Here is a 16,915-nt window from a genome sequence, read left to right on the forward strand (position 1 = left end):
ATGGCCACAGACTTGGTGACAATATGCCATTGAGTCGTGTGTGTCTCATGGACATGGTCGGCTCCGAGGTATGGCGCGAAATCACCGGCATCCGCGGCAGCTGTCGCATCTTCTACAAGCACTTCATAGTCTACATTCACGAATATATTGGAATACGCGGTGACCCGCCCTACAGCGGGAAGAGCAATAGCAAATCGAGCAGTTAAATCAGTTGTTAGATTTGGCGTAAACGGAGGGCCGCAGGGAGGCGGTCTGACTTCGAGATGGGAATAAGGAGGAAGTTATCTCTACAGAAAAGACTTAATAATGCGTCTTTCTTGTAGACTTAATGCCAGTCATTCAATCACATCTTGGCGCTCAATCAGAAAATCCCCTTCTGCCTTTTCATGATTTGAAAGTGAGGTCCAGCTTGGCTTAGCAGGTTGCGGGAGCAGGACCTCATCATTTGGTGCATTTTTTAACTCAGTCTCGAGGTTATTACCTTTTTTGGAAACCAATAGAGTGCGCATTATATTTCTCCTTGTTTTCAGTCATGTGCGTTGTGCACCGCTTTCTCCTTACCCTGCCCGACCCACCAGCCCCAAAATCGTCTCTACTAACTCATTCTTAGCTTCTTCGGCGCTGATTTGTTGGCGCACTGCGGCGTTGGACAGGGCTTCGGCGGCGCCGAGCATTGCCCAGAGTCCGGCGATGGAGATCGCGCCTTGCGTAGCGTAGGGGCTTAAAATCCCCCGGCACTTCTCGATAAAGCCGCATTCATATTCACATTTGATTGTTTCCAGCTCGGGCGTGCCGTTAAGTGCTGAGACAATGCCGGGGATTTCGCTCCCTTGGTTCAATACACACTCCACATAAGAGTTGGCAATCACCGCCGCTTTATCTGCCAGCTGCTCGCCGCTCTCCGCCAATGCCTTGTCCATCACCACCGCCTGACGGTGATCGTAGTCCTGATACAGCACCGCCAGCAGGCCGGAGCGGGTGCCAAAATGGTCATAAACTACCGGTTTGGTCACGCCCGCTCGCTCTGCCAGATAGCCGAGAGTCAGTGCCTCGGTACCCTCTTCGCGAATAATTGCCCATGCCACGCTGACCAATTGCAGATAGCGGTCCTCTCTGGACAGCCGAATGCGTGGGCGTGATGAGGCCACTTCTCTCCTGTTTTCGTCGCTTGACATGCTTATATACCAAAGGTAACTTACCAATAGTATATTATTTTACAGCTCACCCAGACCCTCTACAAGAAGGAATTTGCACCATGCACACTCTTATTGTTGTTTCACACCCGATTGCCGACTCTTTGACCCACGCTATCGCCAAGCAGATTGCCGCGGGGATCACTGGCGCAGAGGGAGGTCACAGCGTCGAAATCGCCGACCTTGCCGCTGAAGATTTTGATCCTCGCTTCACCGCGACTGATATGAATGCTTTCAATGGCAAATCCGCCTTGCCGCAGGACGTGCTGGATGAACAAGCCCGCGTTGACCGGGCAGATGCGCTCATCTTGGTTTATCCGATTTACTGGTGGTCAATGCCGGGCCAGTTGAAAGGTTGGATCGATCGGGTCTTTGCCAACGGCTGGGCCTACGAAGACGATGGCTCGGGCAAAGTGGTGAAAAAGTTGCTTCACCTGAAGGTGCATTTGGTGGCGTTGGGCGGCGCAGATATGCGCACTTTCGCGCGGCACGGCTACTTTGGCTCGATGAAAACCCAGATTGACCACGGGATTTTTGACTATTGCGGCGCGCCGGTTCTGACCTCTGAACTGATTCACACGGCCAACCCTGCAGATTTCGAGGCAAACTTAGCCTTAGCCAAAAAGCTTGGTCAGAAAGTGGTCGCCGCGCCTCAGCGCGCCGAATCACTCTGCGCATAATGGCTCATTTGCCTTAAACAAAACCCGCTTTACCCCCTTATTCCTGCGTTTGATTGCCAGCGGCTGAAGGTAAAATCACCACAATCGCCGATAGAGCATTATTTTCTGCCGCTGGCACCTCTTCAAGCACCTCCAATACGGGGCAATTTTTGCGTGGCAAAATCATTTTTACGCAGTGGAAGTTTGGACGATATTCAGGCACTTGGTGAAAACGGCCAGCCGGTTTACGCCTCTGCGCTGCAAATCCGCGAAACATTACGTCTTCGCAAGCAGCAGTCGATTGCCGACGTGCTGGCCATTCCCCAACTCAACGAAGCGGGCGACCGCATTGACTGGTATTCCCCTATCGCGGGCAAAGTCACCTCGTGGTTATCCGCCAGCGACAGCGAGCGCGCCTCGGCCATTACCCAGCTCGAGCAGTGCCGCGCCGTGGTGCAAACCCTGTGTCAGGCGGCGCTGAAATCTAGCAAGCCGGGCCAGCAGCTGTTTGGCACCTTGTTGGCGAAAGCCATCCAGTTTCCTGACCAAAACCACGTTTATCTGGTGAATGGCAGGCCCGTTCTGACCTTCTGGGGCTTTGTTCATCTGGATAAAAAATCCCGTATCGATGCCCTTGATTGCCTGCGCCCGCCGGTGTTTAAACCGGAAAGCTCGCTGGTTGATCTGCCGTTACCGACCGTCAAACGCACTGAGCCACTGCCGCCGTTGGTGGAGCCTAAACCTCAGGTTGAAGTCAAACCGCAGCCAGAAACCGCGCCTGCCGCCGCCGTGAAAAGCCCGGCCAATCGCGGCTGGCTGCGTTTTTGGTGGCTGATCCCGGGCGCGGCGCTGGCCGCCACGCTGGTGATGCAATTTACCGGCGCATTTGCCCCCGCCGAGCACCCGGCCCCGGTGGCACCGGCAGTTGTCGAGAAGCGCGCCCTGCCTGCCAGCGATGCGCCGGTGGTCACGGCCAAAGCCATCGAGCCAAAACCTGTCGTTGAAGATAAAGTGGAAGATAAACCGGCTGCCGTGGCCGCGACGCCCGCGCCGGAAGTCACTCCTGCTAAAACCACCGAGCTGCCATTGGCTCCCGCCGTCGCCACACCGCCAGTGGCGGAACCCGCTCCGGCTCCTGCCCCAGTGGCAGCCACGCCGACAGCGCCGGAAGATAAAACCGCGCTGACCATGCCGCCGGATGCCGTCAAAGTCGGCTCTACCAAGTTCCTTAATGGCAACTGGCGCGTGGTGCTGGACATTAAAACTCCGGTCACCGGCAAGCCGCCGAGCCTGAAATACCAAATCAAAAACGGTAAAGGCACGGCAAAAATCCAATATGGCGATGGCATGAGCTGCAAAGCAGACATCAGCGCCGGGCTGATGAGTTCAGGAAATCTGGTGATTAACAGTCGATTTAAAGCCAAATGCAGCGATGGTTCGAGGTATCAAATGCCAGAGATCGTCTGTACCCAACCTCTGAACGGCACCGCCGATTGTAAAGGCCGCTACGACGCCAACACCGTCATCCCGATGACCATGAAGCGCGAGAGTAAATAACCGATGCTGGCATCTATTCCTGATTATAAACAGCGTATTACGCTGATTAAGAACAGCGGCATCCAGTTTCTGGACTTCGCCCTGACGCCGCAGATTGATGAAGATCTGCCGTCCAAATTCGTCCGCAAAAGTGCCAACGGCCCGCTGCTGCGCCTCGACCACGATCCGCTGACCGGCAAATACTCCCTGCCGGTGCCGGGTGCGCAGGTTGAAGTGGTGCGCCCTGAATCCAGTATTTCGCTGGCCCAGTCCCTCGCGCTGCTGGAGAAAATCTGGCTGCCGCTGCCGTTCCTGCGTTTTACGCCGCCGCGCAACTTCTCCGGCGGCCCGGATAACTGGGCGCGGATGCAGGTGATTGCGCTGAATAAGCCGGATAACGAAGGCCACACCCATCGCATTATTTTGGCATTTGATACCAAGGTTTATGCTGACGCCGCTGAATTGGAAGAGGGCCAACAGCCCGAGCAGCTGACGCCAAATGACAATGACATCAAGACCGGCGCCAGTTTCGCCTTGGCTTTTTACAATGATGAGCTGAGTGACTTCCTCGACCTGACCTGGGTGGACGGCTGGTTGCGCGAAGCATTCAGCCAGCAGGCGATTCAGCGCGAAAACCGCAATCCGCGTGATATCAAAACCGCCCTGCGCGAATTTGAATATCAGGCGCACTACCTGAATTTGTTGGAAATGCTGGGTACCCAGCTGTCGATCCCTGAAATCAAAATCAGCACCAGCACGCTGCAAGAGCCGGCGATCAACGTGGATCTGATTCTGGATGTCGGCAACTCCCACACCTGCGGTATTTTAGTGGAAGAAAGCCCTGACGAAAGCAACGGCCTGAAGCAGACTTACGAGCTGCAAATCCGCGATTTAAGTCAGCCGCATCTACAATATAACGAACTGTTTGAAAGCCGGATTGAGTTCGCCGAGGCGCATTTTGGCAAGCAAAACTTCTCGGTGGAAAGTGGCCGCGACGACGCCTTCATCTGGCCTTCTATCGTCCGCGTCGGGCGCGAAGCCAGCCGCATGGCGCTAACTCGTCAGGGCACCGACGGCTCCACCGGGCTTTCCAGCCCGCGCCGCTACCTGTGGGATGAAGAGAGTTACGCGCCGGGCTGGCGATTCAGCCAGAGTAGCGGGCGTTCCGCGCAGGAACCGGCGGCCACCGCGCTGCCGCAAACTTTCCTGTTCAATGACGAAGGCCAGCCGCTGTTCACCGTGCCGTTGGACGAGCGCCTACCGGTGTTCTCGCCCCACTACAGCCGCAGCTCGATCATGACCTTTATGCTTTCCGAGCTGCTGGCGCAGGCGCTGATGCAAATCAACAGCGCCGCGCAGCGTATGAAGATGATCCACTCTGCCGCGCCGCGTCGGCTGCGCAATATCATCCTGACGCTGCCTTCGGCGATGCCGAAACCCGAACGCGAAATTTTCCGTCGCCGCATGCTTGAGGCGATAGGCGTGGTGTGGAAAGCCATGGGCTGGCACCCGGTTGATGAAGAGTTCACCACGGCGGCTCAACGCGCGTTAAGCCAGGTTCCGGTGCCAGAGGTGCAGATGGAGTGGGACGAAGCCACCTGCGGCCAAATGGTCTACCTGTATAATGAATCTCAGGTGAATTTTGCCGGGCGTACCGAGGCATTCTTTGCCAGCATGGCTCGCCCGGACAAAGAGTTGGCCGAAGGGGAAACCGTAGGCAAAACCCTGCGCATCGCCTCGATAGATATTGGCGGCGGCACCACCGACTTGGCTATCACCCAGTATTGGCTGGACGACGGCGTGGGCAATAACGTGAAAATCCTTCCACGTTTGCTGTTCCGCGAGGGCTTTAAGGTGGCGGGAGATGACATCCTGCTCGACGTGATCCAGCTCTACGTGCTGCCTGCGTTGCAAGGCGCACTAAAGAAGGCCGGCATCGCCAACCCCGAGCCGCTAATGGACAAGCTGTTTGGTCATGAAGGCCGGATGGACGGCCTGTCGATTCTGCGCCAGCAGGTCACTTTACAGATCTTCATGCCGGTCGGCCGCGCGATCCTCGAAGCCTATGAAAGTTTCGACCCGTTAGACACCAGCGCCGAAATCGAAACGTGCTTCAGCGATCTGCTCGAGCAGTTGCCGACGCCAAAAGTCCGTGACCACATTAATAGCGAAGTTCAGCGCGAGCTGCGCAACGACGCCGCGCCGTTCGACATTCTCCAAGTGCCGTTAATCCTCAATCTGAGCAAGCTGCACGCCGAGTTCTTATCGCCACGCATGCACATCACCCAGCAGTTGCGCTCGCTGTGCGAAGTCGTGGCGCTCTACTCTTGCGACGTGCTGCTGCTGACCGGCCGCCCTTCCCGCTTCCCGGGCATTCAGGCGCTGTTCCGCCTGCTCCAGCCTTTACCGGCCAACCGCATTTTGTCCCTTGATGGTTATCACACCAGCGATTGGTATCCGTTTAACAAGTTAGGCCGAATCGATAACCCGAAATCCACCGCCGCCGTCGGCGCGATGCTCTGCCTGCTATCGCTGGACCTGCGCCTGAACAGCTTCTATTTCAAGGCGGGCGACTTCCAGCCGTACTCGACTATTCGCTATCTCGGTATGCTCGACAGCAATAACGCGCTGACCGGGGAGAACGTCTATTACAGCGATATCGACCTCGACCAGCCGGATTTCCAACTCAGCCAAGAGGTGAGTTTCCAGATGCGCGGCCCGCTGTGCCTGGGTTTCCGCCAGTTGGACAATGACCGCTGGCCCGCGTCGCCGCTCTATACCTTGTCGATAAACGATCACAAACTGGCGCGACGCATCGCCGGAGATAACGTGCTGACCCTGAAGCTAAAAGTGAGCAAGCAAGGCGATGGCGACAGCCCCGAGCAAGTGGAAATCGCCCAAGCGGCACTTCAGGACGGCACGCCGGTGCCAACCGACCATCTGCGACTGAAATTGAATACCCTGGCGGCCAGTGGCTCAGGTGCCACTCACTACTGGATCGACAGCGGGAGCGTATTTAAGAAATGACTTCAACCCACACCGAACTTCTCAACAGCCAGCTGACCCAGATCGCCAGCGGCGTCACTCAGGCCATACAGTGGATTGAGAGTAACCGCCAGCAGTCGCCGCGCCTGAATATGGAAGCTGACCGCCTGAAGCTGAAGCTGCGCCGCCAGCGCCACAAGGCCGAGAATCTTGCCATCTCAGCATCACAGAATCCTGGGATTGGGCTTTATGGCTACTCGCATGCGGGAAAATCTTACCTGCTGAATGCTCTCACCGCCCGGGAAAACGGCAGGCTGGAAACGCTGCTCGGCGATCGCGTTCTCGACTACTTCAGCCATATCAACCCCAGCAGTCAGGCCACCACGCTGGTTACTCGCTTTACGCGTCTGTCAGAGAGCGCGGACTCGCAGTGGCCGGTGCAACTGACGCTGCTTAGCGAAGCCGAGCTGATAAAAATCGCCGCGCTGGATGCCGCGACCCAAGGCCCGCACGCCGAGTGGGATCAGCAACAGATCCTGACTCACCTGCACAGCCTCTCTTTGCATCGTCAGCCCGACGCCATTGACGGCCTGACCGGCGATGACGTGGTGGCTATCTGGGACATGTTGGCGCGCACGGATGCTAAAGCCGACCGGCTGCGCGCCCTGCACTTCTGGCCTGCGGCGGTGGAACTGGCGCCTTATCTGGGCATTGACGATCGCGCCCGCCTGTTTTCCATTCTGTGGAATGAAGCCAGTCACGCCACGGCGTTTTACCGCCATTTCGCCCACGTTTTGCAACAGCTGGAGGGTGCGACGCAGGTTCTGGCACCTCTAAGCGTGCTGGTGGATGACCACCTGCTACCCGCCGATGGGATAATGAGTCCGATCACCCTAACCGCCGACTTTGAGACGGAATCAAGGGGTCAGAGCCTGTCGGTTCGCCCCGTGCACCAGGGCGTGGCCGGGCAGCCGGTTGAGATTTCACTGGTGGAATTGACGGTGTTGACCGCCGAACTGCTGCTGCCTTTGATGTCTGCGCCGCAGGAAGCGCTGTTTGAACAGGTCGATCTGCTGCTTTTCCCCACTCAGGCCGATGCCCGCGAGTTGGGAACCACCCACAGTCTGCTGTCGCCGGGCCTGTTGCACGCCAAAAACGCCGGACTGCTGGAGCGATATACGGAAAATCAGCAGGTCAATTCGCTATTAGTCTGCACCGCCGCCGGGAACCGTGGCGCGGTGAAAGGCGTCAGCAAGGCGCTGGATAACTGGGTGAAACAGACCCAAGGCGAAAACGCGCAGATCCGCAGCCAGCGCAAGCCGGGCCTGATTTGGGCGCTGACGCCATTCGACCAGCGCATCACTCACAGCGAGCATTTCGATGAAACAGTGCAGCGCCACGTTGGCACCCCCGGCGATGCCTGGGGCACCATGCTGGCGATGGACAAACGCGGCATTGAGCGCATGGCGAGCTGGCTCACCGCCGAGGTGACTCCGGCCAACAAACTGGCGCGCCTAGGCGAGCAGCGCGACGAACTGCGCCGCGTGCTGACCGACAACCTGCTGGGAAGCTGGCTGCCCTCTTCCAATGAGCAAGAGTTAGCGCAGAAGCAGAAAATTGCCGAAAGCTTACTCAAAGCGCTGCAAACCCGCGCGGGCGTTCATGGCGAACTGCTCGAGCGCCTGCTGCCCGCCCGCGAAGACCTACGCCGCCTCTACTTGCAGCAGTTCGACATCCAGCCCGCCGCCAGCATTACCGGCGGCGCGACTGCCCCTGTTCTGACGGAAACCTTTGGTATTGGGATCAGCATAGACCTGTTCAGTGACGAACCGCTGGATGCGCCGGTCGAGGATCAGCACGCCGCCCAGCCGCCAGTGGCCGAAACCGACTTTGCGCGCCAAACCCAGCATTACTGGATTAACCACCTGCGCGGCCTGCCGGACAATGCGCCGCTGGTGGATTTGCTCGGCATTGGCAAGCCGGGGGTCGAAATGCTGGTGGAAGAGGTGATCACCGCCGGGGTGCGGATGGACGTCGCGGGCATGCTGTCCGGCGTGCTGGAAGAGACTCAGCAATCCGCCGCCGCCAGCGAAAGTCAGGCCGATCGTCAGGTGTCACGCGTGCTGACGGTGATGGGTGACTTTGTGGCCTGGCTGGGCTTCTTGCAGATTGAGGAGTCGCAGCGCCCGGAAAGCCGCATTAACCGTGGCCACAAGATCTTCGCCAAGCCAGCGAAAAACTGGAGCACCTCCCAACGTCTAACCAAGCTGACGCTGACCCCGGCCAATAACACCGCGTTCTATATCTATGACTGGTTAGTGGCGCTGAATGACGTGATTATCCAAAACGCCGGATATTCCGCAGGGCGCGAAATTCCGCTAGCACAGCGCGAGAGGTTGGGAGAGATTTTGCAGCAAATCCGCAGCGAGTAGCCTGCCACCAGATAGACAAAAGGCCTGCTTTCACCAAGCAGGCCTTTTTTCATTATTAACGCGAGTGACATGATCACCTGCTGGCGCTGACGTTGATAACCGAGCTTACATACGTATTGGCCGATCCTTGAAGATAGACAATGAGTGCTATAGGTAACAATATAATCCTACATTGCAATTAATGAGTCTTATAAGTGACAAAACTTGAGTTTTCCTCAGTTAAAGAGCACTATACTACTCATAAGACTTTCTGGAGATCCGTATGGAATATTTAACGCTACAAGCTTTCCTGCAAAATCAATGGGTGGATATGGCGCACATCACCTTCCCAGAAAGTGAAAACAACGCTTTTCGAATCACTGAACTCCATTATGATTCAGACTATGCCATTGAAAATCTCGGCCGCGATGATAATCACGCGGTGTCACTGAATCACCCTGTTTCTCTATTTTTTGAGAACGAAGGCCCACGCGGCTGGCTGAAATTTCTTGATGATATTATTCCGAGCGGGGCCAGCAGGCGCTATTGGGCAAACTATCTGGATCTTGAGGGCATGGCGGCCGACCAGCAGGATTTTGTATTACTGCGCCACGGCACCATGTCGCCGGTCGGCAATTTAAGGATTAAAGAGTCACTCCCCGAATATCACCCTCTGGCTGAACAGCTATTTTTTACCCTCGACGATGTGAAAAATAGAGCTTCGGATTTTCTGGATTATGCCCAGCAGCGCGGAGCTGCCGCCGGAGGCGCTACTGGCGCGGGCGGCGAAGCACCAAAACTCTTACTAAGATGCAGTCAGGAAGGGCGAATTTGGATTGATACCTACCAGAACGATTCACTCAATCGAGATACCCACTATCTGGTGAAGTTCCCGCGTGGAGGCCGCAGTGAGGTTGACTGCAATATTCTGCGGGCTGAGTTCCATTTCTATCACGAACTCGCGGCAATGGGTTTTGATACCATCCCAACTCAACATATGCATCTTGAGGAAGGTCTAACCTACCCTTCTTTATGGCTACCGAGATTTGATATTTGTTTCGTGGATGATAACCAGATCAAACGCTTTGGCATGGAATCAGTCTATTCAGCATTAAAAAAAGCCCCCGGCACGACGCTGTTTCATGAGGAAGCCATCAGGGCGCTTATCAATAAAATCACACACAGCGACACCGTGATTGAACAGGGATTTGACTTTGATATTCCAGCCTTTGTGATTGAATGGGTGCGCCGCGATTTGCTCAATATTATCTTTGGTAATAGTGATAACCATGGGCGCAATACCTCACTGCTCAAGGATGAACGCAGCATTCGTCTGGCGCCGATATACGACTTCGCACCAATGAAGGCTGACCCGGAAGGGATAGCCAGAACCACTAAATGGAGTGCGCCATTAGAAATCGGTGGCGAGTATGATTTTGCAGGTATAGCTGCAGCGCTTAATGACCTTGTTCCGGCGGAAACGCTATTAGAGGCTTTGAGAAAAACGGCTCAACAGCTCCTCGGCCTTAAAGCAAGGTTGGTGGACAGGGGCGTGCCTGAACAGATTATTAACATGCCGGGGATCGGCTTTGACTTTATTGCTGAAAAACTGCGTCGTTGGGGGCTGCTATGAAGGATCATGAATCGGCCCCGGTATCAGCTAAAGAGACCATTCGCAAAATTCGGGAAAGGCAGAAGCTTTTGCAAAATGCCTCTGAATCGTCTGTCGAAAGGCCAGCGGCAATAGAAGAGAGTTCTGGGCACACGCCTTCTCGGCAAAGAGTATCTAAAAGCTCATCAGCCGTAAGCACTCAAGACAGGCAAGCCGTGATGCATGGCATCATCAAACAGCTGCTACTGGGCGAGTTAACACAGGGCGGTGCATTGAAAAAGTTGCGGATCGAGGTGTTGAACCTAAAGCAGGATGCTTATGCAAAACTGGTTTCTGTCTCAAGGAAAACCTTGTCAGACGTCGAGAACGATAAAGGGAATTATACCTCTGACATCATCAACAAATTGTTCAAGCCGTTTGGCCTGCAAGTTGGGTTGGTGCCTATCTCAAAATCGCTATTAACTACACTGCTGAAATGATCCCCTGCCATAAATTTGCTCCTAATACTAACACGCCCGGTCATGGAAGGCCGGGCGTCGTTACGCGGAGTCTTAATCTGGAGTAAAAATTAGCTACACATGCAGCCGCTGCGTTCTGGCTGTTTGTGGAGTGTTTTGCGCCAGTCGCCCGGAGTTTGGCCGAATTGGCGTTTGAAACTGCGGTTGAAAGACTGCTGGGAATCGAAGCCCAGAGAGATCGCAACATTGACGATTGGCTCGCCGCTGTTTGCCAGTCGCTCGGCAGAAATATTTAATTTTTTCGCACGAATATATTCGCCCAACGCCGAGCCGGTATGCTCTTTAAACATCCGTTGCAAATACCATTTTGAGTACCCTGCTCGCTCGGCGACGGTGTTGATATCCAGTCGCTCTTCCAGATTCTTGTCGATCCAGTCAGTTAAATCGTGAATAAAATCAGCCGTTTTCATGTTATTTCTCCCGTCTCTCTGACGAAATATAGTTTCTGGTCTGTTTTTAGACTGACCGGATTTGCGGATAAATGCAAGTATTATTGTTGCATTAAATCTTAGGTTTTACTCCGTGACCTACTTCACAGTTATGCGGTTTTGAAAACAGCACATAAAGTGCAACAGTAATTCTTGCTCTTTGTTAAGGACGTCCCTACAATCCCCTCGAATTAATGTATCTTTCATTGATACTTTAAATTTAGCAACACCTCTTTTCTCGCTACAAAATTGTGTCATTGAACGACGCAAATCGGACAAAAGCCCGCTCAGGCAAAGGACGTTACCCGGATGACAGGATCCGGTTGTATTGCCTGACTGAGCTTACTCACTGGAAATAAAAATAATGGCAAGTCTGCAAAACCCAATGGTTAAACGGGGCCGCTCACTTCGCGCGCCTCTACTCGCTTTGCAACTCTCTTTGGTTGCGATCTTGGTCACCGTGCTCAGTGCTTGCGACAACAGCGCAGCAAAAAATGGCCCGCCACCGCCTCCGGGCGTCAGCGTAGCGGATGTCGTCGTCAAACAGATTAACCAATGGGATGATTTTAACGGCCGCATTGAAGCCGTACAGAGCGTGCAACTGCGCCCGCGCGTTTCCGGTTATATCGATAAAGTGAACTACACCGAAGGTCAGGAAGTTAAAAAAGGCCAGGTTCTGTTCACCATCGATGACCGCACCTATCGCGCCGCCCGCGAGCAGGCTCAGGCCGAGCTGGTTCATGCACGCAATCAGGCGAATCTGACCCGCAGCGAGTCAGGCCGTACTGAGAAATTGATTGGCACTCAGGCCGTCTCAACCGAGATCTGGGAACAGCGTAAAGCCGCCGCGTCGCAAGCGCAGTCCGACGTTCTTGCCGCGCAGGCTCAGCTGGATGTGGCTCAGTTAAACCTCGACTTCACTCAGGTCACGGCGCCCATCGACGGTCGCGCCAGTCGCGCCATGATAACCGTGGGTAATCTGGTGACAGCCGGTGACAGCGCGAGCGTTCTCACCACGCTGGTGTCTCTCGACAAAGTCTACGTTTACTTTGATGTAGATGAAGCCACTTTCCTGCGTTATCAGTCACTTGCTCGCGATGGCCAGCACATTGCCGCGCCTGGCACCAAGTTGCAGGTCAATGTCGGTCTGGCGGGTGAGCAGGGTTATCCGCACACCGGCTATGTCGATTTCACCGACAACCAGCTGAACTCCGGTACCGGGACTATTCGTATGCGCGCCGTGCTCGATAACAGCGAACGCCGCTTCACGCCAGGCCTGTTTGCTCGCGTGCAAATGCCGGGCAGCCCACGCTTCGACGCGGTGCTGATCAACGATAAAGCCGTGCTGACTGACCAAGACCGCAAGTTTGTCTATGTGCTTGATAAAGAAGGCAAGGCGCAGCGTCGCGATATCGAATTAGGCCGTCAATATTCAGGTCTGCGTATTGTGCAAAAAGGTTTAGTCAGCGGTGACAAAGTCATCATCGATGGTGTGCAGAAGGTATTTATGCCGGGCATGCCGGTGAATGCCAAGACGATTGATATGGCTTCAACTGTCGCTTCTAACTAAGCCCTGAAAGAGAATCCTGAATTATGGACTTTTCCCGCTTTTTCATCGACAGACCGATTTTTGCCGCGGTGCTGTCGATCCTGATTTTTGTTGGTGGCTTAATCTCCATCCCGCTTCTGCCGATCAGCGAATACCCGGACGTGGTACCGCCGAGCGTGCAGGTACGCGCCGTTTATCCGGGTGCCAACCCGAAGGTGATCGCTGACACCGTGGCTACGCCACTGGAAGAGTCGATCAACGGCGTTGAAAACATGATGTACATGAAATCTGTTGCTGGGTCTGACGGCGTGCTGGTCACCACCGTGACTTTCCGCCCGGGTACTGACCCGGATCAGGCGCAGGTTCAGGTGCAAAACCGCGTGTCTCAGGCGCAAGCCAGATTGCCGCAGGACGTTATTCGCCAAGGGATCACCACCCAGAAACAGTCTCCAACGCTGACTCTGGTGGTGCATCTGTTCTCCCCTTCCGGCAAGTACGACTCGCTGTATCTGAGTAACTACGCCACGCTGAAAGTGAAAGACGAGCTGGCGCGTTTGCCAGGCGTCGGTCAGGTGCAAATTTTCGGTGCCGGTGAGTACGCGATGCGCGTCTGGCTTGACCCGAACAAAGTGGCGTCGCGCGGCTTAACGGCGTCTGACGTGGTTAACGCGATGCGCGAGCAGAACGTTCAGGTCTCTGCCGGTCAGCTTGGCGCAGAGCCGATGCCGACCAAAAGCGACTATCTGCTGTCGATTAACGCCCAAGGCCGCCTGCAAAACGAAGAAGAGTTCGGCAATATCATCCTGAAAACCAGCGATGACGGCACCGTGGTGCGCCTGCGCGACGTGGCCCGTATCGAGATGGGGTCAGGTAACTACGCGCTGCGCTCCCAGTTGAACAACAAAGACGCGGTAGGTATTGGTATCTTCCAGGCGCCGGGCGCCAATGCGATCAACCTGTCTGACGCCGTTCGCGACAAAATGGCCGAGCTGGCAACCCGTTTCCCGGAAGGTATGACCTGGAAAGCGCCTTACGACCCAACCGTGTTCGTGCGTGACTCCATCAGCGCCGTCGTCCATACGCTGCTGGAAGCCGTTCTGCTGGTAGTGCTGGTGGTTATTCTGTTCCTGCAAACCTGGCGTGCGTCGATCATCCCACTGCTGGCGGTGCCGATTTCGGTAGTCGGCACCTTTAGCGTGCTCTATTTACTCGGTTTCTCGCTCAACACGCTAAGCCTATTCGGGCTGGTGTTGGCGATAGGGATTGTGGTGGATGATGCCATTGTGGTGGTGGAAAACGTCGAGAGGAACATAGAGGAAGGACTCACCCCGCTGGCGGCTGCCCATCAGGCGATGCGCGAAGTGTCTGGGCCGATTATCGCCATTGCTCTGGTGCTCTGCGCGGTATTCGTGCCGATGGCCTTCTTGTCCGGCGTAACCGGCCAGTTCTACAAGCAGTTTGCGGTCACCATTGCCATTTCAACCGTGATTTCAGCTATCAACTCCCTGACGCTCTCCCCGGCGTTGGCGGCGCTGTTGCTTAAACCGCACGGCGCAAAGAAAGATATTCCGACGCGAATCATCGATCGCCTGTTCGGCTGGCTGTTCCGCCCGTTTAACCGTTTCTTCCACAAAAGTTCTGAACGCTATCAGGGGGCGGTTTCACGCACTCTCCACCGCCGTGGGTCAGTGTTCGTGGTCTATCTGCTGCTGCTTTGTGGCGCAGCCTTTATGTTCAAACTGGTGCCGGGTGGTTTTATTCCGACCCAAGACAAGATGTACCTGATTGGCGGCGTGAAGATGCCAGAAGGTGCCTCCCTTGAACGTACGGATGCGATGATCCGCAAGATGAGTGAGATTGGGTTGAGCGTGGACGGCGTAAGTGATTCCGTTGCCTTCCCCGGCCTGAACGCGCTGCAATTCACCAATACGCCGAATACCGGCACGGTGTTCTTTGCCCTAAAACCGCTGAATGAGCGTACCCGCACCGCGGCGGCGATCAATGCGGAAATCAACGCCAAGATTTCACAGCTGCAGGAAGGTTTTGCCTTCTCAATCATGCCACCGCCAATCCTTGGTTTAGGTCAGGGTTCCGGCTATTCGCTGTATATTCAGGACCGCGCGGGTCTGGGCTACGGCGCATTGCAAACCGCGATCAACACCATGTCCGGCGGCATCATGCAGACCCCGGGCATGGGCTTCCCGATTTCATCTTATCAGGCCAACGTGCCACAGCTTGATGCCAAGATCGATCGCGATAAAGCCAAGGCCCAGGGCGTGTCGCTGGATGATTTATTCAGCACGCTGCAGACCTATCTCGGTTCGACCTACGTTAACGATTTCAACCGTTACGGCCGTACTTATAAAGTCATGGCACAGGCCGATGGCCCCTATCGTCAAACCATTGAAGATATCTCCAATCTGAGAACCCGCAACGATAAAGGCGAGATGGTGCCGATTGGCAGTATGGTGAACATCACCACCACCTACGGTCCAGACCCGGTAATTCGTTATAACGGCTTCCCGGCGGCGGACATCATTGGTGATGCCGATCCGCGCATGTTGTCTTCGACCGAGGCTATGACCAAGGTGAGCGAGCTGGCGGATAAAGTCTTGCCGAACGGCATGAATATCCAGTGGACTGACCTGAGCTATCAGCAATCAACTCAGGGCCACGCGGCGCTGATCGTCTTCCCGGTGGCCATTCTGTTGGCATTCCTGGTGCTGGCGGCGCTGTATGAAAGCTGGACATTGCCACTGGCGGTCATTCTTATCGTGCCGATGACTATGCTCTCCGCGCTGTTCGGGGTGTGGCTCACCGGCGGGGATAACAACGTCTTCGTGCAGGTCGGGCTGGTGGTGCTGATGGGGCTGGCTTGTAAGAACGCCATTCTTATCGTCGAGTTCGCTCGTGAACTGGAAATGCAAGGCAGAGGGATTGTTGAAGCCGCGCTCGAGGCATGTCGCCTGCGTCTGCGCCCTATCGTTATGACGTCGATTGCCTTTATCGCCGGGACTATCCCGCTGATTCTAGGCCACGGCGCGGGTGCCGAAGTACGCGGCGTCACCGGTATTACGGTGTTCTCCGGCATGCTGGGGGTAACGCTGTTCGGCCTGTTCCTCACGCCGGTGTTCTACGTGGCGTTGCGCCGACTGGTGACGCGTAAAGAGCGTCAGGAAACCGTGGCGGTCTAACCGTAAGTAGCGGAAAGCAAAAAGGCCGGGTTAATAACCCGGCCTTTTTTATGGCTCAGTTTCAATCAACACTAAGCACTGGTTCTAAATGAAAGCTGTCTTGTGCTTATTTCTCGGCGGAAGTTTCTTCATCCTGTTCCGTGCAGGCGTTTTTCTTATCGCTGCACCAGGTGCGGGTGTCATTACATTCAAACTCACTTAACGCATCAGCCACGGTGTGGCGAGCGAGCACGGCCAGCGAGGCTTCTTCAGCTTCGCTAACGACCGATTTGAAATACCAGCAGGCGTTAGCGCTGACCAGACACTTGGCTTCCACCTCGGGGCGCGACGCCCAAATACGTTTGTCATCAATCACCGCGGTGTAAATGTCACGCAGCGTGATTTGATCTGTCGGGCGGCCGAGCGTAATGCAGCCTGTTCGGCCAAGCGTAGACACAATAATGCCGTTACGCGTCAGCGGAACCATCAACTTACGAATAAAACTTGGGTTAGCTTCCAGAACCTTAGCCAAAACCGCACTGGTTGCACGTACGCCGGTTTTTTCGGCCACGGCGACGCTGAGTACCATTTGCATTGCAGTCGGAAAGCGAAAATCTAACATGTCATTGTCCTGAGCGACGAAGTTCTAAAAGTATATTGGCTTTAGTGAAATACGCCAAAATCCTGAACGTCAATTGGACAATAATATAACAAACACTGCTGCAATATTGAAGTTCAGCACCCTCGGAGCGCACAGATAGACTATGTTTCAGACGTTTTTACCCCAAAGGCACGCATAACTTCTATACAGTAGTCATTGTTAATTCAGGCTAAAGGATGACAAGTTGGCG

The 16,915-nt window shown here is 55.1% G+C and carries 12 protein-coding genes; 8 read left to right on the forward strand and 4 right to left on the reverse strand.

Translation table 11 applies throughout. From position 1 onward, the window contains the following. Positions 1 to 335: 335 nt before the first annotated feature. Positions 336 to 509, reverse strand: coding sequence for an AbrB/MazE/SpoVT family DNA-binding domain-containing protein (locus SBO83_RS15935; protein ID WP_185690480.1), 174 nt, complete (start codon positions 507 to 509; stop codon positions 336 to 338). Positions 510 to 557: 48 nt separating this feature from the next. Next, positions 558 to 1,148 carry a TetR family transcriptional regulator gene (locus SBO83_RS15940; RefSeq protein WP_396132211.1) on the reverse strand — a complete coding sequence of 197 codons (591 nt, stop codon included), beginning with the start codon at positions 1,146 to 1,148 and terminating at the stop codon, positions 558 to 560. A 107-nt stretch (positions 1,149 to 1,255) separates the two neighbouring features. Here SBO83_RS15940 and SBO83_RS15945 point away from each other — a divergent pair, with 107 nt between their 5' ends. The 6 genes from SBO83_RS15945 to SBO83_RS15970 all read left to right on the forward strand — a co-directional run bounded on the left by SBO83_RS15945 (position 1,256) and on the right by SBO83_RS15970 (position 10,875). Further along, positions 1,256 to 1,873 (forward strand): NAD(P)H-dependent oxidoreductase, encoded by a 618-nt coding sequence (locus SBO83_RS15945; protein ID WP_396132212.1) that lies wholly within the window; start codon positions 1,256 to 1,258, stop codon positions 1,871 to 1,873. Positions 1,874 to 2,026: 153 nt separating this feature from the next. Further along, positions 2,027 to 3,409, forward strand: a complete 1,383-nt coding sequence (locus SBO83_RS15950; protein WP_396132213.1) for an SrfA family protein — start codon at positions 2,027 to 2,029, stop codon at positions 3,407 to 3,409. A 3-nt stretch (positions 3,410 to 3,412) separates the two neighbouring features. Next, positions 3,413 to 6,415 (forward strand): virulence factor SrfB, encoded by a 3,003-nt coding sequence (locus SBO83_RS15955; protein WP_396132214.1) that lies wholly within the window; start codon positions 3,413 to 3,415, stop codon positions 6,413 to 6,415. After that, on the forward strand, positions 6,412 to 8,805 hold the full coding sequence (locus SBO83_RS15960; protein WP_396132215.1) for a virulence factor SrfC family protein: 2,394 nt from the start codon (positions 6,412 to 6,414) through the stop codon (positions 8,803 to 8,805). Before SBO83_RS15955 ends, SBO83_RS15960 begins: the two co-directional genes overlap by 4 nt. Positions 8,806 to 9,067: 262 nt before the next feature. After that, the gene (locus tag SBO83_RS15965) at positions 9,068 to 10,417 is read left to right on the forward strand and encodes a HipA domain-containing protein (RefSeq protein WP_396132216.1); all 1,350 of its coding nucleotides are present in this window, start codon (positions 9,068 to 9,070) and stop codon (positions 10,415 to 10,417) included. After that, entirely contained in the window at positions 10,414 to 10,875 is a 462-nt protein-coding gene (locus SBO83_RS15970; protein WP_396132217.1) for a helix-turn-helix transcriptional regulator, read from the forward strand. The genes SBO83_RS15965 and SBO83_RS15970 overlap by 4 nt, the downstream gene beginning before the upstream one ends. Positions 10,876 to 10,964: 89 nt before the next feature. Here SBO83_RS15970 and SBO83_RS15975 read toward each other — a convergent pair whose 3' ends face one another. Next, complete coding sequence (locus SBO83_RS15975) at positions 10,965 to 11,324, reverse strand: helix-turn-helix domain-containing protein (RefSeq protein WP_396132218.1); 360 nt, start codon at positions 11,322 to 11,324, stop codon at positions 10,965 to 10,967. 403 nt (positions 11,325 to 11,727) lie between these two features. On the opposite strand from SBO83_RS15975, the gene SBO83_RS15980 reads away from it, so the two are divergent. After that, positions 11,728 to 12,912, forward strand: coding sequence for an efflux RND transporter periplasmic adaptor subunit (locus tag SBO83_RS15980; RefSeq protein ID WP_396132265.1), 1,185 nt, complete (start codon positions 11,728 to 11,730; stop codon positions 12,910 to 12,912). Between the two features lie 23 nt (positions 12,913 to 12,935). Beyond that, positions 12,936 to 16,085 carry an efflux RND transporter permease subunit gene (locus tag SBO83_RS15985; protein WP_353504248.1) on the forward strand — a complete coding sequence of 1,050 codons (3,150 nt, stop codon included), beginning with the start codon at positions 12,936 to 12,938 and terminating at the stop codon, positions 16,083 to 16,085. Positions 16,086 to 16,191: 106 nt separating this feature from the next. Here SBO83_RS15985 and SBO83_RS15990 read toward each other — a convergent pair whose 3' ends face one another. Continuing rightward, the gene (locus SBO83_RS15990; protein WP_396132219.1) at positions 16,192 to 16,686 is read right to left on the reverse strand and encodes an Rrf2 family transcriptional regulator; all 495 of its coding nucleotides are present in this window, start codon (positions 16,684 to 16,686) and stop codon (positions 16,192 to 16,194) included. Positions 16,687 to 16,915 lie beyond the last annotated feature (229 nt).

This window comes from Ewingella allii, from assembly GCF_044430645.1.
GTDB lineage: Bacteria > Pseudomonadota > Gammaproteobacteria > Enterobacterales > Enterobacteriaceae > Ewingella > Ewingella allii.